The sequence below is a fragment of the Lactobacillus sp. UMNPBX17 genome (genome assembly GCF_002553735.1).
GTDB classification, from domain to species: domain Bacteria; phylum Bacillota; class Bacilli; order Lactobacillales; family Lactobacillaceae; genus Lactobacillus; species Lactobacillus gallinarum.
The window spans coordinates 1-21,287 of record NZ_PCYT01000030.1 but is presented as its reverse complement, the minus strand read 5'-3'; the positions used below and the strand labels follow the sequence as shown (position 1 = coordinate 21,287).

Sequence of the window (21,287 nt, the reverse complement as noted above, 5' to 3'; positions counted from 1 at the left end):
TATTATTACATCAAGACTAATAATATGATCTAATTTAGTTAATTATTTCTTACTAGCCAACAGCAAAAAGATCCCATTTACCAACGATAAAATGCAAGTTGGCGCTACTGTAGTTGATCCTACAAACGGACACGCTATAGCGATTGTTGGTGGTCGTCACTTGCCTAATGTGGCACTAGGTTATACCCTAATGACCTTTTTTGATCTATCAGCTGACGTCAACTTTCATCTGGTAAAAAGCCGTGTTCGACAATCAATAACTGGCGTGCCATCGTCTCAACCACGGACTGCAGATCTTCAAACTTGCGATAATGGCCACTGGCAATGAGTCTGATGGTGACCGCCGTTTGTTGGGCGATTAAGGCAGAAACGACACCGAAAACGTCATCGACTGACAGGCCCTCACGACGAGGCAGCTGTTCAATTTTCTCGCGAAAAATGCGATCGATTTCAGCGGATACGGCAGTTGTTTCTTGCTGCACTTGTTGTCGCAACGGTTCGGGAAAATGCGGTAAATCAGCATAGGCTTGCATTATCAAGCGGTATTCAGCTGGGAATTTGAATTGTAGTTTCAACTCATACTTAACTGCAGTGGTCATCATGGCAGCCAAGCCAGGGGCATTCTGCCACTTTTTAGGGTCCATGTGATCATAAATTCGATGATAGGCATATTTGAAAGCGTCAAGATACAGCGCTTGTTTATTGCCAAAATAATGGAAGAGCAAGCCCTTAGATACTTGTGCTTGGTTGGCAATCTGATCGGTTTTGCTCTTGATGAAGCCTTGCTGGCCGAAAATTTCCGTCGCTGTTTTGAGGATTCGGGTGACCTTTTCAGAATCTGTCACAACATTTTTCATAGGCTCAAATCCTGACGGCGATAACCAGCAATGCCAAGAATAAATAATACTATAGCGCTAACAACCATCACGATTAGCCATGTTTGATCAACGTTTTCAACCGGTACATTGGCAATCCAGCCAAAAGGTGTGAAGTTGCCTGCGTGTTTTGGCAAATCAAACAATCCCCGGAAAATTTGAACGATCAGACCGGCTCCCATATACAGCCAGAATAGACTGCTTAAGCGTGGCCACAGACCGACTAGTGCGATGCCAAGGGCGATAAACGATATCACAGCCGGAACGCTAGCCACGAATAGGCGACCGAGGTACTTGAGCGGCAACGGGTGACTGAGAACAGTGTTCCCAGTGAAGAACAAGGCCAGCAGCCCAGCAGAAAGGACGAACACGCCTGCCAGCAGACCAAAGCAATAGTAGCTGACACTGATCGTGGTTCGCGTTGGCTTTTCGGCATGAATGACGCTCAAGTAACCAAGGTTGTCATCGCGTTTGAGTCGGAATGCCACTTGGACGCCAGCAGTCACGGCTAATGCGACGAAAATGCCGAGATACATGCCTAAGAATGACAGGACCATGGTCTGATTGGCAGCGTTGATTTGGCCAACATCTAGTATTTTACGATAAAGCGGATTCGTTTTAAGAATGTCGCCAACGCTGCCGAGCACACTACCCATGACGCCGCCAAACACCACGGCGCCGATTAACCACCCAGCAAATAATCTGCGCTCAGTTCGCCACAGTAAGGCAGGGATCGAGCGAAGCCAGCCGGCAGCTTTGGCTCGGCCGGTGCGTTCAGCAATAATCCCGGCGCCCAGATCGCGGTTGCGGGCAATCATGGTGGCGCTGGCCGCAAGCAGAATGCTGACCAGTAAGGCCAAACCTAAAGCCCAGACGTTGTTATCAGTATAGAAGTTTGCTTTTTCGAACCAACCAATTGGTGATAACCACGTCAGATTTTGATGCTGGATATCGGTGACCAGCCGAACCAAATAAGCGGCAGTCAGCACCATGTAGCTCAACATATTGGCTGTACGTGTGTTATTGGTTAGTTGCGCGAATAGCAACGCAATGGCTCCGAATAGCAAGTTGGCGATCACCATCCCCAGTGAAAACAGGAAGTCACCGTACAAGTCAGTACCACCCATGTTGACAGCGGCCAACGAGACAAAATAGAGGATACCCATTATGGCACTGTCGATGAGAAGCTCAAGCGAAGCGGCGGTGATGGCAGCCGTTCGCCCAACATTGCGAGCGCGAACCATTTCGAGCAAGCCACTTTCTTCTTGACCGCTGGTGTTGCGAATCATCAGCGGCATAACCCATAAGGCCTGCAAAATAATCATGAAGACGACCATCACACCAGCAAACACAATCGCTGTGTTATACGTGTCCACCTTTGGCATCGCGCCAAACATTGCCGCCATGCCCGGCGCTTGCAGCATTTTGACAATCTCTTTAGAGCCCGAGGCCCCGCCTGCAAAGTCTGCTTCCAATTTGCCAGCACCACTGGCAATCATCATGATCAAAATGACAAGCCAGATGAGTGAAAATTTTAGATTTTGTTTGAGGTTTGCCCGAAGCAGATAACCTGCGTTCCGATTACTGTGCCGCATGAGTCTCACCTTGCTTTCCATAATAACGCAGGAATAAATCTTCCAGCGTTGGCGGCGTTGATTGCATGTCGACCACGGTGTTGGCAGCCAGTGTGGTCATGATGGTGCCAAGCGCGTCTCGATCAGCGGTGAAAACCGCCTTGGTGTGCTCGGAATCGCGATAAGTGAGGTCGTGAACGCCAGCTTGCTTTGCCAAAGCAGTCATTGGGGTAGCGGTGGTGACTTCAATTTTGATCCGCGATAGATGCCGTAATTGATCAAGATTGCGGCTCTCAATCACACTACCATCACGGATGATAACAATTGAATCACACATTCGCTCGACTTCGGACAAAATGTGGCTTGATAGCAGCACACTTTTACCGGCTCTTTTCAGTTTTAAAACTTCTTGCTGGAAAGTCTGTTCATTTAATGGATCAAGCCCAGAAGTGGGTTCATCAAAAATATACAAATCGGCATCTTGCGACAACGCAGCAATTAACGCTACTTTTTGACGATTGCCTTTTGAATAGGTACGAGCTTTTTTCTTCGGATTAAATTCAAAGGCCTTGATTAGTTCATCGGTCTTTTGATTATGCTGGCGGCCATTTAAACGTAGCAATAGGTCGATAATTTCGCCGCCAGAAAGATTTGGCCATAAATAAACGTCCCCAGGAATATAGGCGATGCGTGGATGAATCGCCGCATCATCCCGCCAGGCATCTTTGCCGAAGACGGTCACTGAGCCGCCACTCTTTTTTAATAAGCCTAAAATAACTCGAATGGTCGTGGATTTGCCGGCCCCACTAGGTCCTAGAAAACCCAGAACCTGACCGGGTGCCAACGTGAAACTGACATCTTTTAATGCGGCAAACTTGCCAAAGTTTTTTTGAAGATGGTCAAGTTCGATAATAGCTGTTGTCATTTTTGTAATCCTCCTTAAGGTCAAACTTGAAACACGTTTTAATATGTCGGTATCTGATCAACCTTTTCCAGTATAGTCGAGATTGACTGACGAGTCAACGAATTATTGACTCGTCAGTCAATTTTTTTGTGACGCCGGATTTACAATGTAAGTGCAACACCTAAATAACTAGACCAAAAAGGCCATGAAGCCTTAAACTTATAAGTGACAAAACCAATAAGTTAGGACGGACTTCATGACCCAATCTAAAGATACCATCAAAAAATCTTAGAAACTGTTTAGTATCTTTTGAGAAGTAACCTGATAAAAGCTAACGAAACCATCATGAGACTAGTGTTGAGCTTACGCTCACAGTTACGCCATAAACGATGATAATTTCCCAACCAACTAAATGAACGTTCAATGAGCCACCGTTGGGGGATAACCGAAAATTGGTGTAACTCATTTCTTTTAACGACGATTACCTTGGCTGAGGTTAAACTGCTAATCTCATTGGCAAAATTTTGGCCGGTATAACCACTATCAACCATCATGGTTCGAACCAATTTAAACTGCTCTAAATTAAGGGTGACGAGTGCAATCGCCCCGTCACGATCAGTGATGTTAGCCCGGGTAATATGGATAGCTTGCGGGAATCCATTGATGTCGACGGCTAAATGGCGCTTAATGCCGGAAATTTTCTTGCCACCATCGTAACCCTTATTTTCAGCGGTAGCGGTGTTCTTAATGCTTTGGGCATCTAAAATGACGAACGAAGTTCGGGCTGACCGCCCTTGCCTTAATCGTCGATCAGCGACAATTTTTTTAAAACCTGAGTTAATAAAGCTGGTTTATCAGGGGTGGGGGCTTTTGACCAACTCATCCAATAGTAGTAAACGGTGGACCACTTTGGATAATCAGCCGGCAAATCACGCCAAGTACAGCCATTTTTAAGGACATAGAGCATGGCACAGAAGATATCATAAGGATCAATGTGTTTTGGGTGAGTTCGTTTTCTTGAAGCTTCCAGATCCTGACGGATCAAATCGAATTGTTGCCGAGAAATATCGCTTTGGTAATGATGACTAAAATGTTGCATATGATCACCAACTTTTTTGACAGTAGTTTATCAAATTATTGGGTCAAAATCAAAGATACTAAACAGCTTCTTATAAGCAACTATCACGTGAGGAGCGTGGCCAAATCCAGAGTCTTTATGAAGATCATTATTCGATCAGGGCGATTGCTAAAAGATTAGCCCGCGATCCCAGCACGATCAGCCGTGAAATCAAGCGCGGCACCGTGACTCAAATGTCCAGTTATGGCGTTTATACCCAGCGTTATTTTGCCGATAGCGGTCAAATTCAATACGAACAACGCCGTTTATCCCAGCCACTATGATGTATCTCTTTAGTTTACTCATGTTAAATCACGAAATGCTTTTCGTTGATAATTTTCTCTTGGCGTTTATCTAAGAGGTATGTGTGTAACGCGTCAAACAACTTGCGCTTATCAGGATCTGGATTATGTGCTGCTTGCTCCCAAATTTCTTGAATGTCGATTGCCCAGGGGTCAGCCAACAATTGCTCTATTTTTTCGACTTCTTTGCTTGGTTTGGTCATTTAAAAAGCTCCTTTTCCATTTTTCTAGATCAGTCATCGCCTGTTCAACTACTCAAGGCTCCTATTTCTGCTTCTAAGCGATTTTAAAGTAGTTTTAATATAATTATGCATGTAACACTTAAAATGGCTTATATGAGCTTATATGCCGTTTAATTTCAAGAACGCTCATTGTCAGTGTTCTGTTCTTCGGGGTGTTTGGCCGCATATCCTCTAGCCGCTTGTTTATTCCACCAAACGCAAAATAGGTTTTGCACGGTGCCGTATAGGTAGTTCTCAACATTCTTGATATGCTTCTCATTACTTCTCAGAACGTTAAAGTAGCGTCTCAAGGCTCTAGTCATCAAAGGTTTAAGTTCTTCGTCGTCAAGCGGGATTAGAACCCCAATATCTTTGTGATCCTTCTCAACTCGGTACTTAGCATTTAAGATAATGCCAATGAAACGGCGCATTTGTTGCGGGGTTCGACACCAGAAGCTAAGTAATTGCACAGCTTCTGGTTCTAAGAAAACGGGTAAGCCACTGTCTTCATCAGTTAAGAAGTCATTAGCATGGCTCACGAGATCATGGTTTTGCTTTTCTAGTTCTGCTGGTGAGAAATGAGCTGTGGAAAAGTCCAACTTTTGAGTATCTATATTGTATCTATCTTTATCTTTTTCTTTAGGTTCTTTATATAGATTAAGTCCATTTTTTGAACTTCCGCTCGTAGCAAGGGTTTGAGGGGTGTCGTCAACGAACTTATGCGGAAGTTCATTTTTTGAACTTCCGCTCGTAGCAAGGGTTTCAACGGTCTCCCGCGGAAGTTCATTTTTTGAACTTCCGCTCGTAGCAAGGGTTTGAGAGCTTTTTTGACCAAATTCGCCGCGTAAATAGACATCGGTTGCTTTCACATCGAGCTTGGACAGATATAAGCGATTCGGTTCATTTTTCTTAGTTTTCGGGTTAAAGCCCATTTGTTTCTGAACGAGTAATCCGATTGATTCCAGCTCTGCTTTTATTTTGATGACTTTTCCCTTTGAACAATTGAACAAGTCCATTAGTTCTTGATTGGTAAAGATAAAGTAGACGTGTCCTTCACTATCAACCCAGTTATTGCGCAAAGAATACTCTAATCGGTCTTTTAGTACCATATAGGCTAATTTAGCGTCATTGCTTAAATGCTTGTATTGCTCGCCATACATTAATACCTTAGGGAACTGGAAAAATAAGGCTCCATATATGAAAAGAAGTGATTGTTATGTTTAATGACAAAAATGCTATTTTAGCTAAAAATTTACACGTTGATTCTTTTAAGTATCAATCAACTGAAGATATGCCTAATGAAGCTTATGAAAAATGGCAAGAAAACCATATGAACGCCAAAGTATTCAATTTAGAATTTCGTAATATCGGTCAAAGTGGCGAATGGCAAGAAATGATCGTCATCTGGGGCGACTAAAAAGTTAGCTTTTCTTGATCTAAATCAATTTCTTATCTAATTTTTACTTGTATAATCTAGTTAACAAGTAAAGAGATTTAGACAGGAAGTAACGAATATGCTAAAAATCACATTTACTGACTCCGCATTAGATTATTTAAAAAGAAGAGAAATTGCTGACAAGACTTTGATCTTAATTACCGATGATGGCGGCGGCAAATATTCCATCAAGGGTGGCGGCTGCAGTATTGGCTCACATTTTTCAATTATTTGGGTTGATGAAAAAGATCCGGACTATCCTGTTCAATTAGACAATGATCAAGGACTTAAAATTTATACTTCTAAGTATGATATGACCTTGATGGGTCCAAACATGGTGATGGATTATAATGCTGGCAGCCTTAACCTTCGCTCCGATGAAGGAATCTTAGATGGCGGCGTTGAAATCGGCAACGGTGCTGCCCTAATTAAGGCTAACAAAAATGTTAAAATGACTGGCGTTGAATGGCGCTGCTAATAATGAAAAAAGCAATCTAATCAAAAACAGGTATGCATCATGACAACGCATACCTGTTTTTCTATCTAAAATAATATTTTAAGCTTTATATCTAGATACACCATCCAAATAAGTCTCACTCAAAGTCATGTCTGGATTCAAAACAATGAAATCAGCTGGCTTATCAGGCTTAATTGAACCACATTTATCAAGCTTATTAATTGAACGTGCTGGAACATATGATGCCATCATAATTGCATCTTCAGGAGTAACAACGTTCCAATCAACCAGATTCTTTACAGCTTGCTTCAACAATAAAATACTACCTGCTAAGTTATCGCCATCCTTCAAGCGAGCCATGCCGTCTTTTACATAAACTGGTAATTCACCTAACATGTAATCACCATCTGGCATGAGTCCCGCTTGCATACAGTCAGTGATCAAGCAAATATGTTCTGGGGCCTTAGCACGTACTAGAGCTCTGACAGTTGGTTCCAATACATGGTGACCATCACAAATTAATTCATCGGTTACTAAGCGAGCAGAGTATGCGGCTCCAAGCAAGTTAGGAGCATGTTGTGACATTGGTTCCATACCGTTATACGTATGGCAAAACATAGTGGCACCTGCTTCGATACATGCAATGGCATCCTTATAATCTGAGGCTGAGTGTCCTAATGCAATGATGATGCCGTCTTTCACTGCTTGACGAACAAATTCTTTGGAACCCTTACGTTCTGGAGCCATCGACATCTTAATTAGCATCCCGTCAGAAGCTTCTTCATAACGGCGAAGCTCTTCAATTGAAGGATCACGCATATACTTAGGATTTTCTGCACCAGCATGTTTAGGAGTAAAGTAAGGTCCTTCAAAGTGTAAGCCTTGAATTTTAGCACCAGTTTCTTCACCCTTATGTGCTGCATACTTTTCACAAGTTTCAATTAAATGTTTATCACTATCAGTAATCGTAGTTGGAAGCCATGAAGTAACGCCTGCCTTAAGTAAGCCTTCAGAAATCTTGTTGATTCCTTCCCAGTCACTCTTCATAGAATCTTCATTAACTAAACCGTGAATGTGAGTATCAACTAATCCAGGAGCAATCCATTTACCGGTATAATCGACAATCTTGCCTTCAGGCTTTTCATCTTCTGGATAATAAAAACCAAATTTTCCGTGATCATCAACTTCTAAATAACCACCAATTTCAGTTTTATTTTCTAAAAAGAATTTATCTGCATGAATGAAATATGTCATCATTTTTCTCCTCATATTATTCATCATATTGCTTAGATCTATATACAAATTTATCTCCGCGAGCGAGTGCTTGTGTAAACTCGATCGGGATGTTTTTATCATTTATTGCTTTACGGTTAATTTTTAAACTAGCCGTATTTTCTTTAACATGAAGAAGTTGAGCCGCTTCTTTAGTCAGATTAACTGCTTGTACATCTTCAAATGCCAATACACTAATTTGATGATATTTCTTTTTCAAAGTTCCATATAAAGTCCCTTGATTCAAATCATCTAAAGTTAAATTAGGAAAAATCTTCTCTGGCAAATAAGTGCGGTTATACACTAACGGCTCACCATCAGCCAAACGTAATCTTATCAATTCATACGCTTGATCATTTGACGCAAGATTCAATTGCAGTGCAATTTCTTTTTCTGGTGTACACAATTTAAGAGAAATATTTTTAGTAGACATTTCCTTGCCTTCGCCTTCCATCTGGCTACTAAAAGAATACATGCTACCTAAGTTCGGCTGCTTGATAAAAGTTGGTGTAACAAAGGTCCCTTTACCATGCAAACGATAAATTAAACCCTTTTCTTCCAATTCATTAAGTGCTAAACGCACAGTGCTACGGCTCACCTTGAACATTTCAACTAGTTCTCGTTCGCTCGGAAGCTTCTGATTAGGTTGATAATCTTTTTTGATATGTGAAGCCAATTGGTTCATCAATTCTTTATAAAATGGGCTTTTCATTTACTCACCTTCTAACTGGTTAGTACCACTTTGAGTAAAATTATATCATGAAAGAGCTTTCTGCAAAGTGGTTATAACCAGTTATTTTTGGTGCAAAAAAAGACCTGCATGAATACTCGACTTCTAAAGTTGGGCTTCATTACAGGTCTTTTGTTAGTACTCTGATGCTGAATGCCAGCATAGAGGTTACTACTTAACTTTATTGATATATCAACGTTTTTAACACTTCATTTAAAAAAAGTGTGCATTTTATGTGCAATCCGTTATTAACTAACCCACAACTTATTCATCTTCTCATTCATATTAGGATCAACACCTACATAAGTATTCATAAACATTTGCAGCGAGTGTCCCATTTTTTCAGCCGCCCACGGATATGACATACCAGGTGTATTAGCTAAATTAGTACAAATAGTATGTCTAAATGAATACATGCTTAATTGTTTATCATCAGACTTTATATCCAACTTATCACAAATATTCTTAAGCATCATATTTATACTTTTTTGTCTGATAGGTTGATCATTAGCAGACGCTTTATAATCATGCAAATTTATAAAAACTAAATCTAATGGATTTTCTAGATCGTGCTTTTTCAAGAATTCCTTTTGCTTAGTTTCATACTGTTTAACCAAATCAATTACATCTTTAGGCAATGGCAGCAGTGTTCTTGAATAGCCCTTAGGACGCGCTTTTAAAGCTCCAGTAAGTGAATTAGTATAATCAGACCAACTATCATTTATACGAAAAGTCCAAGCTGAATCTTCATAAACAACGTTGTTGAACTTTAATGCTTGAAGTTCTCCAATTCTCATACCTGTGTAGCTTTCAATTAAGATTGCCAATTTACTGCCAACGTTCATAACTGAACTATGTTGTAAATCTTTTTCAATCAAATTTCTAATTTCATCCAATTCATTAGATGAAAAAATGTACCATTCTTTCGGTACGGTAAAATCACTTTGTTTAAAAAATAATTTTAAGGCACCTTCTGGAACAGGATTTTCTTTTACTACTTTTCCTTCGATTGACTTAAAAAAGTTACGCATATGTACAAGTCTTTTAGCAATTGTAGAAGAACGGCTAACAGTTACTTGATTTTTTCTACATATTCATGCGCATAATCAGATACAAGTTGTGTAGTTACCTTATTAATTGAGGTATTTTTAAAGTATGCATTAAAATCATTTGCTGATTCTTGCCAAGATTTTAAAGTTACGGGACTAATTGTATTTGCTCTTCGATCAACATACTTTTGAAAAGCTTTAGCAAAACTAACTTTACCATCACTAAAGTTTAGGCCATCTTCATATTCAGCCCATAAATTTCGTTCTAGCTTAACCGCTTCTTTCTTGGAATTAGCATATTGAACGGGGAAACTTATCCTTTTACCAGTCGCTTTGTCTACTGGTTGAATTCTTACTTTCCATTGTCCAACATGTTTACCTTTAATTACTTTTTTAATCATCGTTAACTACCCTTTTTATTCTATAAAAAGAGCAGAACGTAAGCTACTCCTACATTCTACTCTCTCAAATTTACTTAGTCCACGTGGTTTCTTGATGATAACCCGCTTCTCCTAGCCAATTTTCTACTTCTTCTAAGATAAAATATGCTCGACTTCCTGGGAATTTGTGATAAGGCATTCCTGATTTTTTTAGTTTGTAGAAAAGCGTTGTGCTAATACCTAAAGTTTGGCAAAGTTCTTTACTATTTAAAATTTTTTGAGTCATTTTATAAATCCTCGTATAATATAAAAAGAAAAAATAATTTCTAGATCTAAGCATTATTTTGACCGTTTTGCTTAGATTTTTTTGTTTTTAGGCGTTTTTTAATGAATGATTTCGTAATGTGAATTGGTTGAATACGCCTTAATAATTGTTCATCCGTATCTACCCGCCTATCGTCAATAAAAACGTATTTATAAAAATCGGTAGGTGCATAAGGCGTTGTAATAATAATTTCCTCTAAATTAAGTTTCTTATCATGATAGCGTGAAGGTGCTGACTTATCATGTTGATAAGGATCCAGAATTCTAAGTAAATCGGAATAACTAAAATCTCTGGGGCGTAAATCATTTAAAATTACAAAGTGTTCACCACAGTAATCTTGAAAATAATCACGACTACTGCCAAGGATTGAGTACTTTTTATTTCTAAACAAATATTCCGCAAAGCGAGTTTTACCTACTCCTGCTGCACCATATAACCATAGGACCTTCATTTTCTTGCCTTTAAAACTCTTAAGCCATTTTTCATGCTCTTTTTCCGCCCTTAATTCAGTGATTTGATCAATTAATTTTTTGTGTCTAGCAAGCTGAGAAATGCCAATCTGATTTTCAAGCTCGTCGTAAGTAATCTTGTTTTCGGCATATTGATCGATTAGAGAAGAAATGAATTTCGGGCTCTTAGTAACTTTGGCTCTAATACTTTTCATCCGAGCTTCAAAATCAAAAGATGCCACAACATCACTCGCTTTATAAACATGCTTGCCTTGGCTTTGTGCTTCCTCTGTCTCATGCAACAGGTAAGAATAAGCATTAGCAATTCTGCCTTTCCACACTCCCACATACTGAGGCTGGTCTTTAAACATACTTGCCACAGAGCTGATTTTCTGGGGGTTCTCATACTTCAAAACCACATGGATATGTGGTCTGATAGTCTTACCATCCTGATTTTTTTGAGGATCTTGGTCATGCTTAATATACGCCCACTCCAGCGCTCCTGATTGCTTCAAGATAGTTGATAGATCTTTCTCATCTACTTTTAGATGATCTAAGTCTTGTACGTACATGAACTGTCTTGCACGTGGTTCTTTTACTTTTTTCTTCATAGAGATTAACCTTCTAACTACCAACCAAAACTATATTTATGTAAAAGATGTTTTAATAAATCTTCCATATCATTAAATGACAAATCGTTAGATCGTTGAAACTGCTTAGAATCAAAAGTTTCATAATAATAAATAGGAATTCGTAGCTCTTTAGCTGCACAATAACTGTCTTGACCAACAATAATTTCCCATTGTCCTAGATTTTCTTTTACAGCTACTAGAGGCAAACTCTCATGATTCAAAATGTACTTAAGTTTAAGTAATTTAATGCGATCATCATTACACAATTTTTTGTCTACGCTGAATTGACCATAATTATCTGTCTCATAAATTTTAGCTACCGTTTTGTCATCATCATTCTTAAAATCCGGCAAACATTTTGCTTCATAATCCATTTTTTCCCATTCTTTAGGACTTTTATGACTTCCCTCGTTCATTTCGATTTCTTCATTTTTTGTCATTTTAAAGTTTCCTTCTTTCTAGGTATTTACCTTTTTCAGTTACCATGCACACTTTGCACAGTTCATGACAACTAGAAAATAACAAGTTCAGTCAAACTGTTCCTGTGAAAAGTGTTAAAAAAGGTGGGACCTTAAATTACGCTATCGAGTCAGATAGTCCCTTCACTGGTATTTTCTTGCCAGAATTATCTGATACTGCCACTGACACTGAAGTTGCAGAACCAGGACAAGAAGGGTTATTCTCAGTCAACGATCAATACAAGATTAACAATAAAGGTGCTGCTACCTTTAAGCTTGACCGTAAAGCCAAGACCGTAACTATCGAGGTTAAGAAGGGTGTTAAGTGGTCAGACGGCAAGCAAGTTAATGCTAAAGACGTGGAATACGCTTATGAAATTATTGCTAATAAAGACTCCAAGTCACAACGTTATACCGATTCTCTTGCCGACATTGTTGGTTTAGCAGAATATCACGAAGGCAAGAGCAAGAAGATTTCTGGTATTGAGATGCCTGATGGCGAAAATGGCCGCAAGGTCGTAATTCACTTTAAACAAATGAAGCCTGGTATGCTTCAATCAGGTAACGGTTACTTCTGGGAATACGCTGAACCTTACCATTACTTAAAGGACGTACCATTCTCCAAGTTGATGTCTAGTGACAAGGTTAGAAAACAACCACTCTTCTACGGCCCATTCCGCGTAAGCAAGCTTGTTCGTGGTCAATCTGTCACTTGGGAACGTAACCCGCATTACTGGCGTGGTACGCCAAACTTGGAAAAGGTATCCATGACAGTCATCGGTACCAACTCAGTTACTCAAGCCATCAAGAGTCACAAGTTCGACGTTGCTGGTGTCGTTAATACCCAATGGGAAGATGTTAAGAATGCCACTGACACTAACTTTATCGGCAATGTGCCTCTATCTTATAGCTACTTAGGCTTTAAGGTAGGTAAATGGGACAAAAAGGCTGGCAAAAACGTTGAAAACAAGAATTCTAAGATGAATAATCCATCATTACGTAAAGCTATGGCTTATGCAATGAACGTTGATGCAGTCGCTAAACGTTACTACCACGGCTTGGCCTTCCGCGTTAACACTTTGATCCCTGAACAATTTGGTGATTATACTGACAAGTCAATCAAGGGTTACCCATACAACTTGAAGAAGGCTAACGAATTATTGGATAAAGCCGGCTACAAGAAGAAGGGTGAATACAGAGTTCAACCTAACGGTAAGAAGTTAGTAATTAACTTGGCTGTTAGAAACAACTCAACTACCGCTGAACCTGTTTGGAGAAACTACATCCAACAATGGAAGAAAGTTGGTTTGGATGTTAAATTTGTCGGCGGCCGTCTAATGGAATTCAACAACTGGGTACAAGCTGTCCAATCTGACGATCCAAGAATCGACGTCTTCGAAGGTGGTTGGTCACTTTCAAGTGAACCATCCCCTAACGACCTTTACAATGAAGCTGCACCATACAACTTTGCTCGTTTCGTTTCACCTAAGCAAACTAAGCTTTTGGCTGATATCGACTCAGAGAAGGCCTTCAATCCTACTTACCGTGCTAATGCCTTCAAGAAGTGGCAAAAGTGGATGTATGATGAAGCATACGTTGTGCCAACTACCAACCAATACTCTGTAACTGCTGTTAACAAGAAGATCTCTGGTTGGTCACTTAAGCCTAGTGCCAACACTTGGTTCACTGCAGGTTTCGTAAAATAATTTCTTGAACAATCCTTTTTCTATATTTTCTATAACAAATAAAATTTACTTTTCAACCCCTATCAATTAATCTCAAAATATTCAGTAGCAAATTTGTTGCTGAATATTTTTTTATTTTTCTCAACCCCTATTACTAACCTAAATTGTAGAATGCAAGTCCCTTTTATGTGAAAAATTTTTAATGCATAACACAACATATTGTGGTATTATCATAAATGTATTCATAGATAATGTGTTTTGTGAAACAATAGTAACTTTTAGGAGTGAGTTTTTTATGCCTACCACAAGAATTAAGCTGGATCCTGACTTTATCGATTCAGTGAAACAAGAAGTTAAACCTCATTGGGGAGAATTAGGTTGGGTTACCTACAAGAGAACTTATGCCCGCTGGCTTCCTGACCAAAATAGAGCTGAGAATTGGGATGAAACTGTCAAACGAGTTATTGAAGGTAATATTAACCTTGATCCGCGCTTGCATGATAATCCTTCTGCAGAAGTAATTACGGAGTTAACTAATGAAGCACAAAAACTATTTCGTTTAGTCTATGGCTTAGCTGCTACTCCGTCTGGTCGTAATCTTTGGATTTCAGGTACTGATTATCAAAAGCGGAACGGTGATTCCTTAAATAACTGCTGGTTCATTGCAATTCGCCCACAAAAATACGGCGATAGCCACATTGCGCCTGCTTATCTTAATCCTGAGCAAAAAGCCGTTTCAATGCCTTTCTCCTTCTTATTTGACCAATTAATGAAGGGCGGCGGTGTTGGTTTTTCAGTGGTCAACGAAAATATCGCTCAAATTCCTTCCGTCGACAATAAAGTGGATTTAGCCGTAATCATCGACAAAAAGAGTCCATCTTACGAGGCATCCCTCAAGGTCGGTGCCATCGACAAAGACAAATGGGAAAAGCAAAGTGTACCTGACGACACAATTTATTACAAACTGCCTGACACCCGTGAAGGTTGGGTCTTAGCTAATGCCCGTTTAATCGACATGCACTTTAACGCCACTAATCCAGACCACAAAATCAAATTAGCACTCGATATCTCTGACATTCGTCCATATGGTGCTAAGATCCATGGCTTCGGTGGTACGGCTTCAGGCCCAATGCCTTTAGTTGAGATGCTTATTGATATCAACAACGTTATCAATGCTCGCGTTAATAGTAAGCTTACTGCCGTTGACGGCACTGATATTTGTAACTTGATTGGTAAAACAGTTGTTGCAGGCAATGTCCGTCGCTCTGCTGAACTTGCTCTTGGCTCTAGCGATAATCAAGACTTTATTAAGATGAAGCAAGATAAGGAAAAACTTTATCATCACCGCTGGGCTTCTAACAACAGTGTCGCAATTAACTCTAAATTTAATAATTATGGCCCAATTTCTGACGGAATTTTGCATAACGGTGAACCAGGAATCGTCAATCTTGATCTTTCACGCAATTATGGCCGAATCGTTGATGGTTATCAGGCCGGCATTGACGACAGCGTTGAAGGCACCAACCCTTGTGGTGAGATTTCTCTAGCTAATGGTGAACCATGTAATTTGTTTGAGGTCTTCCCTTATGTAGCGGAACAAGAAGGCTGGGACCTCAAGGAAGCCTTTGGCTTAGCTGCTCGCTACACCAAGCGAGTTACCTTCAGTCCCTATGATTGGGAAATTTCACGCGAAATCATCCATAAAAATCGCCGAATCGGGGTTTCAATGTCAGGAATTCAAGACTGGCTTTTAAATGATCTCGGTCACAGAGTTGTAACTGGCTTTGAGGATGCAGTTGATCAAGAAAATGGGCAAAAGATCAAGAAGCCAATCTATGACCCTCAAGCGGTTAAGATGGTTGACAGCCTTTACCAAGCTGTAGTTGACGCAGACAAGACCTACAGCAAGGAATTAGGCTGCAATGAATCAATTAAGCACACCACAGTTAAACCTTCAGGTACGGTAGCGAAATTGGCTGGAGTCAGCGAAGGAATGCACTTCCACTATGCTGGTTACTTGATTCAACGGATTCGTTTCCAAGCTAGCGACCCACTTTTGCCAGCCTTAAAAGAATGTGGCTACCACACTGAACCAGATATTTACACACCAAATACAATCTGTGTTGAATTTCCACTTCGTGCAGCTCACGCCGACAGCAAAAACTTTGCCTCAGCCGGCACTGTTTCCATCGCGGAACAATTTGCGACACAAGCATTTTTGCAAACTTATTGGTCCGACAATGCTGTTAGTTGTACCGTTACTTTCCAAAGCGATGAAAGTGATCAAATTGCCCCACTACTTTACCAATATCGCCATATTATTAAGTCAACTTCACTTCTTCCTTATTACGGTGGCTCACTTAAACAAGCTCCGAAGGAACCAATTGACAAGCAGACTTACGAGGCTAGAGCCGCATTGATTACTGATGATGTTGAAAAAGTTTTTGCTAAGCAAAATGATGATCAAAAAGGACTAGAGCTAGTCGACCAATCAGATTGTGCTGGTGGCGCCTGCCCAATTAAATAAATTTATTTGGAGGAATGGAATTGAAGAGTATGAGTAAACGTAAAATTAATCTATTTTTTGCAATTATTACTTTCTTTACGTTAGCCTTAACTGCATGCTCAAATAATAATTCAGCTACTAAAAAAAGCACAACTAACCAAATTTCGGTTAATTACACTTTAAAAGAAGGTAAAAAGACCTTTGATAAGAAAACCATAAAAGTTCCTAAAAAAGCTAAAGTAATTGCTGGTTTAAAAAAGGCCTGGAAAGTTAAGGAAACCAAAGGCTTTATCACTGCAATTGACGGCAAAACTCAAAATCCTAAGAAAAAGATTTATTGGACCTACACAATTAACAATAAGTTTGCCTCTAAAGGCGCTAATGAACAAACTGTTAATAACAAAGATAAAGTTAAATTTACTTTAGCTAAAATGAAATAATCATAAGGAGAAAAACAAATGACTAAAACAAAATTATTAAGCTTAACTACTACCGGTGCCGTATTTGTTAGCCTACTTTTCACTGGCGTTGCACCAACCAGCAACGTCCAAGCTGCTTCTTACATTAAAGTTCATTACACCTTAAAGAAGGGCAACAAGGCCTTCTCACACAAGAGTTTTAAGGTTAAGAAAAATGCTAAAGTGATCACCGGTTTGAAAAAAGGTTGGCACGTTAAAAGCACTAATGGCTTTGTTACTAGTATTGCTGGCAGAAGCCAAAATAAGAGTAAGAATATCTACTGGACTTACACCATTAATGGCAAGTATGCTTCTAAAGGAGCATACCAACAACCATTGCATAGAAACGACCGTGTTGTCTGGAAGCTAGCCGGGATCAAGTAAAATGCTTACCAAAGAAAGAGTTCAGATTAGATCTTTAGCACTCCTAGCGATTTTGGTTGCTATGTGTGTAACACTCAGAATTTTTAAAATCATCGATATCCCTAACGTACAGCCCGTAACTGATATGATTATGATTGTGACCCTAACAATGGGTGCTGGCTTTGGCTTTGCCCTATCCGCATTGACCATGATCTTGTCCAATATTTATCTAGGCTTTGGAATTTGGACTATCCCCCAGATTATGGCTTATGTTGGTTGTGTTTTAGTAGTAATCCTACTTGACAAAACCACCCCACTAAAGCAACACTTCTGGATGCAAGTTATCGTAGCTACCCTTCTGGGTTACGTATATGGCTTGTTAATCAATTTCGGCATGTCAATTTGGGGTGGCTGGTCATCCTTTTTAGGTTATGTTGCGGTAAGTTTCTTATTTGATACTTACCATTGTCTGGGCAATTTTGGTTTCTATTTTGTTTTGTACAAACCATTGACTCTTGCCCTAAACAATTACAAACGAAAAGCAGGAATCAGCTATGATTAAAATTTACACTAAAGTTGGTGACAAAGGTTTAACTAAGCAAGTTACTGGCAAAATGGTGCCTAAATATGACCTCCAAATTGAAGCTCTAGGTGACGTAGATGAATTGCAATCCTACTTAGGTGTAGTAATTGCTAACTTATCTAAAAACTGTCTGCAACTTAAAGATGAGCTGCAAGACGTACAACGCAACCTTTACCAATTACAAGCTGATATCGTGGTAAAGCATCATCAAGAAATCACCCATGAAACAGTGCAGCAACTCGAACATCGCATTGATCAACTAACACCCCAAATTCCTTCCATTCCTGAATTTATTCTGCCAGGTGGTAAAGCCACTGGTGCCAATCTTCAGTATGCCAGGACAGTCGCTCGACGCACCGAACGGGCATTGGTCAAATTAAGTTTAAATGAACAGGAATTATCAGATGACGTATTAAAATACATCAATCGATTATCTGATTACCTTTTCACCCTTGGACGCTATGCCAACGTTTTAGATAACTACACCGAAATAAAAAGTAAAAAACGTGAACCAAATAGAATTAATGGATAAGAAAAAGTCGGATGACCTAATATGATCATCCGACTTTTTTCAATCCCACAAAATAAGATTATGTTAGTTAGCTTTCTTTCTTCAAGACTTCTTTCTTAATTTCCATGAACTTAGGAGCATCAGTAACTTTTAATTTTGGAAAGCTCTTCAAGTAGCGCTTATGATTCCAGCTTAATCGTTGCGGTTGTAATTCATCATAGTGCTGCATCACTGAGTGGTGCCAATCACCAACCCGCAATTTTCCTTTCTCAGGCATATGACTTTCTACTTTAGTTCTAACTCGCTCAATAAAGTGGTCAATATGCACATCCCACATCTTAGTTGTAGTATGGAATCTCTCGACACTGATTACTGTTAATACTAAGTCAATACCCATAACAATGGTAATACCCACAGCTAGCCAGCCATGAGTTATCTTTTCTTCATTATTAATGAGCTTCTGAATGATTGGCTGAATAAATTTTACTAATAAAACTACACCAACGCCCCAAAATAATGAAATCATTGGGGCCACTCGACCTTGAATGTTACCCCATAATTTTGAATAATCCCAAAGCTTCATGCGAAAGATTGTCTCTAATAGCCAACTAGCCACAAATTCGAAAATAGTGGCAACGATAGTCCCTACTATAAATAAAAGGAGCAGGTTATCTCGCACGTCTTTGGTACAAATTAAAATTGTAGTAACGGCGAACCCATACACGGGGCAGTAAGGACCAAACAGAAATCCCCGATAATCATAATGGTGGTCTTTGATCGAACAATAAAAGGTTTCCCAAAGCCAGCCGATAACTGAATAAGTAAAAAATAAAACAATAATTTCTGAAATAGTGTACGGCATGTTTGTTTCTCTTTCATGATACAAGTTTATCTATCTCAATAATACGTGAAAGAGTCTATTTTGGCTATTGAAAATCCGTATTTTAGTACAAATATAGATTATTTTAAGAATTTTGTTCGAACTGTCCACCCTGCAATTATTAAAATTATGCCCAATACGCTGAGCATAACACCGGCAGTTTCACCAGCTTTAGGTAATTTTGCCTTAATTTCTGATGTGTCACTTTTAGGGAGTGTGACATGAGTATCGTGTTTTTGCGACTTAGGCGAGATAGTACTTGCATTGTCCTTAATCTCGTCTTTATCTAGAGTAGTTTTTACTGAATCAGAATCTATTTTAGCCGTGGATTTTACCTCGTTAGCCTTAGTATCAAAACCAGTCAAGCCTTTGACAGTTGGAGTGCGTGAAAGGTTTGTATTTTCTGGGGAAGCTTGCTGCTTTTGATCTTTGACCTGTCCTTGAACTTTTTCACCTCCTTTATCTGAAGTAGTTTCTTTTTTATTAATAATCAGCTCTGCTAGACGTTTAAGCCAATCTTCAGAGCGTTCTTCATTATTTTTAGATTTTTTAATTAACGAAATTTGATTATCATCTCTAAACGTAGATTTATGTGGCGCTTCAATGTTAAAATTCTTATTACTTCGATCGTATTTAATTTCTTGCTCGTATTCTTGAACTCGATCATCGCCCAAAGTAAAGGACTGACTCACCCGAAGATAATTAGGCTCATTAGGCTCTGCTTCCACCTTGGTTCGATACTTAATCAAAATTGTGCTCTCTGAATACTTCTTAGCAGGAAATTCAGCTGTTAATTTGTTTTTCTTCAATTTAACTAAACTAGAATTTTGAATAAAATTATCATTCTTAATTACTTCAATCGTATCTGGATCTAGAACTAAGCCTTCTGGAATTAAATTTTCCAACTTCAAATCACCAGTATATTTTTCTTTCTTGGGATTCAGCCTTATTTCCCAGGTAATAAAATTTGTCTCTTGGTCATAATGACCTGCCAAACTATTATCAGACTGGTCTTTTGGCTTCTCTTTTTTGTCAGTAACTGCAATCTTAGGCATTGTTTCGTTTTGCTCTATTGCCGCATTTACTGCGATATTTTCTTTAATTAATAAGGCAGCTAAGACTGCGCTTCCGATCAATAACTTTTTCATTCATTTTCCCTCACTTCAAACTTGATCAAAGAGAGTATATCTGAATTAAAATATTAAAGATATTGTTTTGACAACGAAAAAAACAAAAAGCCAGTTAATAACTTAATAAATTTGTTTTTAAACATTTTTAATATCTCCTATTTTATTGAATAAAAAATAAGTCTAATGATTACAGACCTATAATGAATTGAATTTGATGAAAAGTAAAGGGTTTAATCATATTTGCACATAATTTAATACAAATATGCTAATTTAAGTCTTTTATTTTATTTATTTACAGAAAAATAGGGGAATTTATGGATAAAAATTTACTTTATAATTCAAGGCCTTTTGGACATTGTAAGCTTAAGTGCCTGAAAGAAACGCTTTAGGCGTTAAAAAAATTAACAAAAAATCGGGGATGAAAAAAAGACGCTGCGGCGTCTTTTTAATTTTAAACAAATTAATGATTTGACACATATGGTTAAATTAAATAGGAATGTGTTGAACGTTGAGTGGGAGAATAAAATGTTCATGCTGTGCACACAAAAAAACAGGCTTAAAGCCCGTTATTATAGCTTTTGTTCTGCTCTTAAAATCTTTTCCATGCACATGCACAAAAACGTGTGCATATTTTTGTGCATGATTTTTCATAATTCAAAAAAATTAACCTTTACTTATCTTCGTAAAACGTTGATAAATAAAGGTTAATCATGTTTTGTTAGTACTCTGAGTGCTGAATGGCAGAATCGAACTGCCGACCTTCTCTTTACGAGGGAGACGCTCTACCGACTGAGCTAATTCAGCAACCTCATAACACTAAAATTATACCAAAAGTGTGGATTCCATGCAATTAGAGAAGCATATTTCATCTAGTGATGTGATAGTATATTTTAAATTTAATTAAAAAGATGTTGCTTTTGTGTAAACAACATCTTTCGTAAATTGCAATAATAAATTGAACACTTACGCTGTTTGATAGATTTTATCTAAT

Annotated in this window: 22 protein-coding genes, 1 tRNA gene and 2 pseudogenes; 9 read left to right on the top strand and 16 right to left on the bottom strand. The window is 38.9% G+C overall.

Features of this window, described 5'->3' with window-relative positions:
* Positions 1-218 precede the first annotated feature (218 nt).
* The 4 genes from CP368_RS06135 to CP368_RS06120 all read right to left on the bottom strand — a co-directional run bounded on the left by CP368_RS06135 (position 219) and on the right by CP368_RS06120 (position 4,452).
* Entirely contained in the window at positions 219-857 is a 639-nt protein-coding gene (locus tag CP368_RS06135) for a TetR/AcrR family transcriptional regulator (RefSeq protein WP_089150420.1), read from the bottom strand.
* A complete protein-coding gene (locus CP368_RS06130) occupies positions 854-2,470 on the bottom strand; it encodes an ABC transporter permease (protein ID WP_089150419.1) in 1,617 nt (538 codons plus the stop codon). The genes CP368_RS06135 and CP368_RS06130 overlap by 4 nt, the downstream gene beginning before the upstream one ends.
* A complete protein-coding gene (locus CP368_RS06125; RefSeq protein WP_089150418.1) occupies positions 2,457-3,374 on the bottom strand; it encodes an ABC transporter ATP-binding protein in 918 nt (305 codons plus the stop codon). Before CP368_RS06125 ends, CP368_RS06130 begins: the two co-directional genes overlap by 14 nt.
* 278 nt (positions 3,375-3,652) lie before the next feature.
* Positions 3,653-4,452 (bottom strand): IS5 family transposase gene (locus tag CP368_RS06120; protein ID WP_162920435.1). Its coding sequence is split into 2 segments (ribosomal slippage): positions 3,653-4,164 and positions 4,164-4,452, totalling 801 coding nucleotides; the frame shifts between segments, so codons are not numbered across the junction.
* Between the two features lie 80 nt (positions 4,453-4,532).
* Between CP368_RS06120 and CP368_RS11040 the strand changes: the two are divergent.
* Positions 4,533-4,754, top strand: a pseudogene (locus tag CP368_RS11040) (helix-turn-helix domain-containing protein); the annotation flags it as partial.
* A 23-nt stretch (positions 4,755-4,777) separates the two neighbouring features.
* Here the strand turns inward: CP368_RS11040 and CP368_RS06110 are convergent.
* Together CP368_RS06110 and CP368_RS06105 are read right to left on the bottom strand one after the other, a co-directional pair.
* The gene (locus CP368_RS06110) at positions 4,778-4,975 is read right to left on the bottom strand and encodes a hypothetical protein (RefSeq protein WP_039098889.1); all 198 of its coding nucleotides are present in this window, start codon (positions 4,973-4,975) and stop codon (positions 4,778-4,780) included.
* Positions 4,976-5,130: 155 nt separating this feature from the next.
* Positions 5,131-6,192 carry a replication initiator protein A gene (locus CP368_RS06105; protein WP_098045851.1) on the bottom strand — a complete coding sequence of 354 codons (1,062 nt, stop codon included), beginning with the start codon at positions 6,190-6,192 and terminating at the stop codon, positions 5,131-5,133.
* Positions 6,193-6,209: 17 nt separating this feature from the next.
* Here CP368_RS06105 and CP368_RS06100 point away from each other — a divergent pair, with 17 nt between their 5' ends.
* Together CP368_RS06100 and CP368_RS06095 are read left to right on the top strand one after the other, a co-directional pair.
* Positions 6,210-6,410 carry a hypothetical protein gene (locus CP368_RS06100; protein WP_025006070.1) on the top strand — a complete coding sequence of 67 codons (201 nt, stop codon included), beginning with the start codon at positions 6,210-6,212 and terminating at the stop codon, positions 6,408-6,410.
* Between the two features lie 97 nt (positions 6,411-6,507).
* Positions 6,508-6,906, top strand: coding sequence for an iron-sulfur cluster biosynthesis family protein (locus CP368_RS06095; protein WP_025006071.1), 399 nt, complete (start codon positions 6,508-6,510; stop codon positions 6,904-6,906).
* A 78-nt stretch (positions 6,907-6,984) separates the two neighbouring features.
* Here the strand turns inward: CP368_RS06095 and nagA are convergent, their stop codons facing one another.
* The 7 genes from nagA to CP368_RS06065 all read right to left on the bottom strand — a co-directional run bounded on the left by nagA (position 6,985) and on the right by CP368_RS06065 (position 12,162).
* Positions 6,985-8,139 carry an N-acetylglucosamine-6-phosphate deacetylase gene (gene nagA, locus CP368_RS06090; protein ID WP_098044250.1) on the bottom strand — a complete coding sequence of 385 codons (1,155 nt, stop codon included), beginning with the start codon at positions 8,137-8,139 and terminating at the stop codon, positions 6,985-6,987.
* A 16-nt stretch (positions 8,140-8,155) separates the two neighbouring features.
* Positions 8,156-8,869, bottom strand: a complete 714-nt coding sequence (locus CP368_RS06085; protein WP_098044248.1) for a GntR family transcriptional regulator — start codon at positions 8,867-8,869, stop codon at positions 8,156-8,158.
* 266 nt (positions 8,870-9,135) lie between these two features.
* Entirely contained in the window at positions 9,136-9,918 is a 783-nt protein-coding gene (locus CP368_RS06080) for a tyrosine-type recombinase/integrase (protein WP_369822637.1), read from the bottom strand.
* A gap of 41 nt (positions 9,919-9,959) precedes the next feature.
* Positions 9,960-10,337 carry a hypothetical protein gene (locus CP368_RS11035; RefSeq protein ID WP_369822636.1) on the bottom strand — a complete coding sequence of 126 codons (378 nt, stop codon included), beginning with the start codon at positions 10,335-10,337 and terminating at the stop codon, positions 9,960-9,962.
* A gap of 70 nt (positions 10,338-10,407) precedes the next feature.
* Entirely contained in the window at positions 10,408-10,602 is a 195-nt protein-coding gene (locus CP368_RS06075; protein ID WP_098044247.1) for an AlpA family transcriptional regulator, read from the bottom strand.
* Between the two features lie 46 nt (positions 10,603-10,648).
* The gene (locus CP368_RS06070) at positions 10,649-11,701 is read right to left on the bottom strand and encodes a Rep family protein (protein ID WP_098044246.1); all 1,053 of its coding nucleotides are present in this window, start codon (positions 11,699-11,701) and stop codon (positions 10,649-10,651) included.
* Between the two features lie 17 nt (positions 11,702-11,718).
* On the bottom strand, positions 11,719-12,162 hold the full coding sequence (locus tag CP368_RS06065) for a hypothetical protein (protein ID WP_098044245.1): 444 nt from the start codon (positions 12,160-12,162) through the stop codon (positions 11,719-11,721).
* Positions 12,163-12,245: 83 nt separating this feature from the next.
* Between CP368_RS06065 and CP368_RS06060 the strand changes: the two are divergent.
* The 6 genes and pseudogenes from CP368_RS06060 to CP368_RS06035 form a co-directional block, all read left to right on the top strand.
* Positions 12,246-13,886, top strand: a pseudogene (locus CP368_RS06060) (oligopeptide ABC transporter substrate-binding protein); the annotation flags it as partial.
* Between the two features lie 274 nt (positions 13,887-14,160).
* On the top strand, positions 14,161-16,392 hold the full coding sequence (nrdJ, locus tag CP368_RS06055; RefSeq protein WP_098044244.1) for a ribonucleoside-triphosphate reductase, adenosylcobalamin-dependent: 2,232 nt from the start codon (positions 14,161-14,163) through the stop codon (positions 16,390-16,392).
* 29 nt (positions 16,393-16,421) lie between these two features.
* Positions 16,422-16,811 carry a DUF4430 domain-containing protein gene (locus CP368_RS06050; RefSeq protein WP_089143335.1) on the top strand — a complete coding sequence of 130 codons (390 nt, stop codon included), beginning with the start codon at positions 16,422-16,424 and terminating at the stop codon, positions 16,809-16,811.
* A gap of 18 nt (positions 16,812-16,829) precedes the next feature.
* Positions 16,830-17,213: a DUF4430 domain-containing protein gene (locus tag CP368_RS06045; protein WP_023487848.1), complete on the top strand. Its 384-nt coding sequence runs from the start codon at positions 16,830-16,832 to the stop codon at positions 17,211-17,213.
* 1 nt (position 17,214) lies between these two features.
* Positions 17,215-17,754, top strand: coding sequence for an ECF transporter S component (locus CP368_RS06040; RefSeq protein WP_098044243.1), 540 nt, complete (start codon positions 17,215-17,217; stop codon positions 17,752-17,754).
* Positions 17,747-18,307 carry a cob(I)yrinic acid a,c-diamide adenosyltransferase gene (locus CP368_RS06035; RefSeq protein WP_023487846.1) on the top strand — a complete coding sequence of 187 codons (561 nt, stop codon included), beginning with the start codon at positions 17,747-17,749 and terminating at the stop codon, positions 18,305-18,307. The genes CP368_RS06040 and CP368_RS06035 overlap by 8 nt, the downstream gene beginning before the upstream one ends.
* A gap of 67 nt (positions 18,308-18,374) precedes the next feature.
* Here the strand turns inward: CP368_RS06035 and CP368_RS06030 are convergent, their stop codons facing one another.
* From CP368_RS06030 to CP368_RS06020, 3 genes are all read right to left on the bottom strand, one after another.
* Complete coding sequence (locus CP368_RS06030; RefSeq protein WP_089147882.1) at positions 18,375-19,148, bottom strand: putative ABC transporter permease; 774 nt, start codon at positions 19,146-19,148, stop codon at positions 18,375-18,377.
* A gap of 98 nt (positions 19,149-19,246) precedes the next feature.
* On the bottom strand, positions 19,247-20,314 hold the full coding sequence (locus CP368_RS06025; protein WP_089143334.1) for a peptidase: 1,068 nt from the start codon (positions 20,312-20,314) through the stop codon (positions 19,247-19,249).
* A 713-nt stretch (positions 20,315-21,027) separates the two neighbouring features.
* Positions 21,028-21,100 (bottom strand) — tRNA-Thr (locus CP368_RS06020).
* Between the last annotated feature and the right edge of the window lie 187 nt (positions 21,101-21,287).

Excerpts from the sequence above, each read along its gene's own strand:
- CP368_RS06135 (WP_089150420.1), bottom strand. The coding sequence starts at position 857 with ATGAAAAATGTTGTGACAGATTCTGAAAAGGTCACCCGAATCCTCAAA.
- CP368_RS06130 (WP_089150419.1), bottom strand. The coding sequence starts at position 2,470 with ATGCGGCACAGTAATCGGAACGCAGGTTATCTGCTTCGGGCAAACCTC.
- CP368_RS06125 (WP_089150418.1), bottom strand. The coding sequence starts at position 3,374 with ATGACAACAGCTATTATCGAACTTGACCATCTTCAAAAAAACTTTGGC.
- CP368_RS06110 (WP_039098889.1), bottom strand. The coding sequence starts at position 4,975 with ATGACCAAACCAAGCAAAGAAGTCGAAAAAATAGAGCAATTGTTGGCT.
- CP368_RS06100 (WP_025006070.1), top strand. The coding sequence starts at position 6,210 with ATGTTTAATGACAAAAATGCTATTTTAGCTAAAAATTTACACGTTGAT.
- CP368_RS06095 (WP_025006071.1), top strand. The coding sequence starts at position 6,508 with ATGCTAAAAATCACATTTACTGACTCCGCATTAGATTATTTAAAAAGA.
- nagA (WP_098044250.1), bottom strand. The coding sequence starts at position 8,139 with ATGACATATTTCATTCATGCAGATAAATTCTTTTTAGAAAATAAAACT.
- CP368_RS06085 (WP_098044248.1), bottom strand. The coding sequence starts at position 8,869 with ATGAAAAGCCCATTTTATAAAGAATTGATGAACCAATTGGCTTCACAT.
- CP368_RS06080 (WP_369822637.1), bottom strand. The coding sequence starts at position 9,918 with ATGCGTAACTTTTTTAAGTCAATCGAAGGAAAAGTAGTAAAAGAAAAT.
- CP368_RS11035 (WP_369822636.1), bottom strand. The coding sequence starts at position 10,337 with ATGATTAAAAAAGTAATTAAAGGTAAACATGTTGGACAATGGAAAGTA.
- CP368_RS06075 (WP_098044247.1), bottom strand. The coding sequence starts at position 10,602 with ATGACTCAAAAAATTTTAAATAGTAAAGAACTTTGCCAAACTTTAGGT.
- CP368_RS06070 (WP_098044246.1), bottom strand. The coding sequence starts at position 11,701 with ATGAAGAAAAAAGTAAAAGAACCACGTGCAAGACAGTTCATGTACGTA.
- CP368_RS06065 (WP_098044245.1), bottom strand. The coding sequence starts at position 12,162 with ATGACAAAAAATGAAGAAATCGAAATGAACGAGGGAAGTCATAAAAGT.
- nrdJ (WP_098044244.1), top strand. The coding sequence starts at position 14,161 with ATGCCTACCACAAGAATTAAGCTGGATCCTGACTTTATCGATTCAGTG.
- CP368_RS06050 (WP_089143335.1), top strand. The coding sequence starts at position 16,422 with ATGAGTAAACGTAAAATTAATCTATTTTTTGCAATTATTACTTTCTTT.
- CP368_RS06045 (WP_023487848.1), top strand. The coding sequence starts at position 16,830 with ATGACTAAAACAAAATTATTAAGCTTAACTACTACCGGTGCCGTATTT.
- CP368_RS06040 (WP_098044243.1), top strand. The coding sequence starts at position 17,215 with ATGCTTACCAAAGAAAGAGTTCAGATTAGATCTTTAGCACTCCTAGCG.
- CP368_RS06035 (WP_023487846.1), top strand. The coding sequence starts at position 17,747 with ATGATTAAAATTTACACTAAAGTTGGTGACAAAGGTTTAACTAAGCAA.
- CP368_RS06030 (WP_089147882.1), bottom strand. The coding sequence starts at position 19,148 with ATGCCGTACACTATTTCAGAAATTATTGTTTTATTTTTTACTTATTCA.
- CP368_RS06025 (WP_089143334.1), bottom strand. The coding sequence starts at position 20,314 with ATGAAAAAGTTATTGATCGGAAGCGCAGTCTTAGCTGCCTTATTAATT.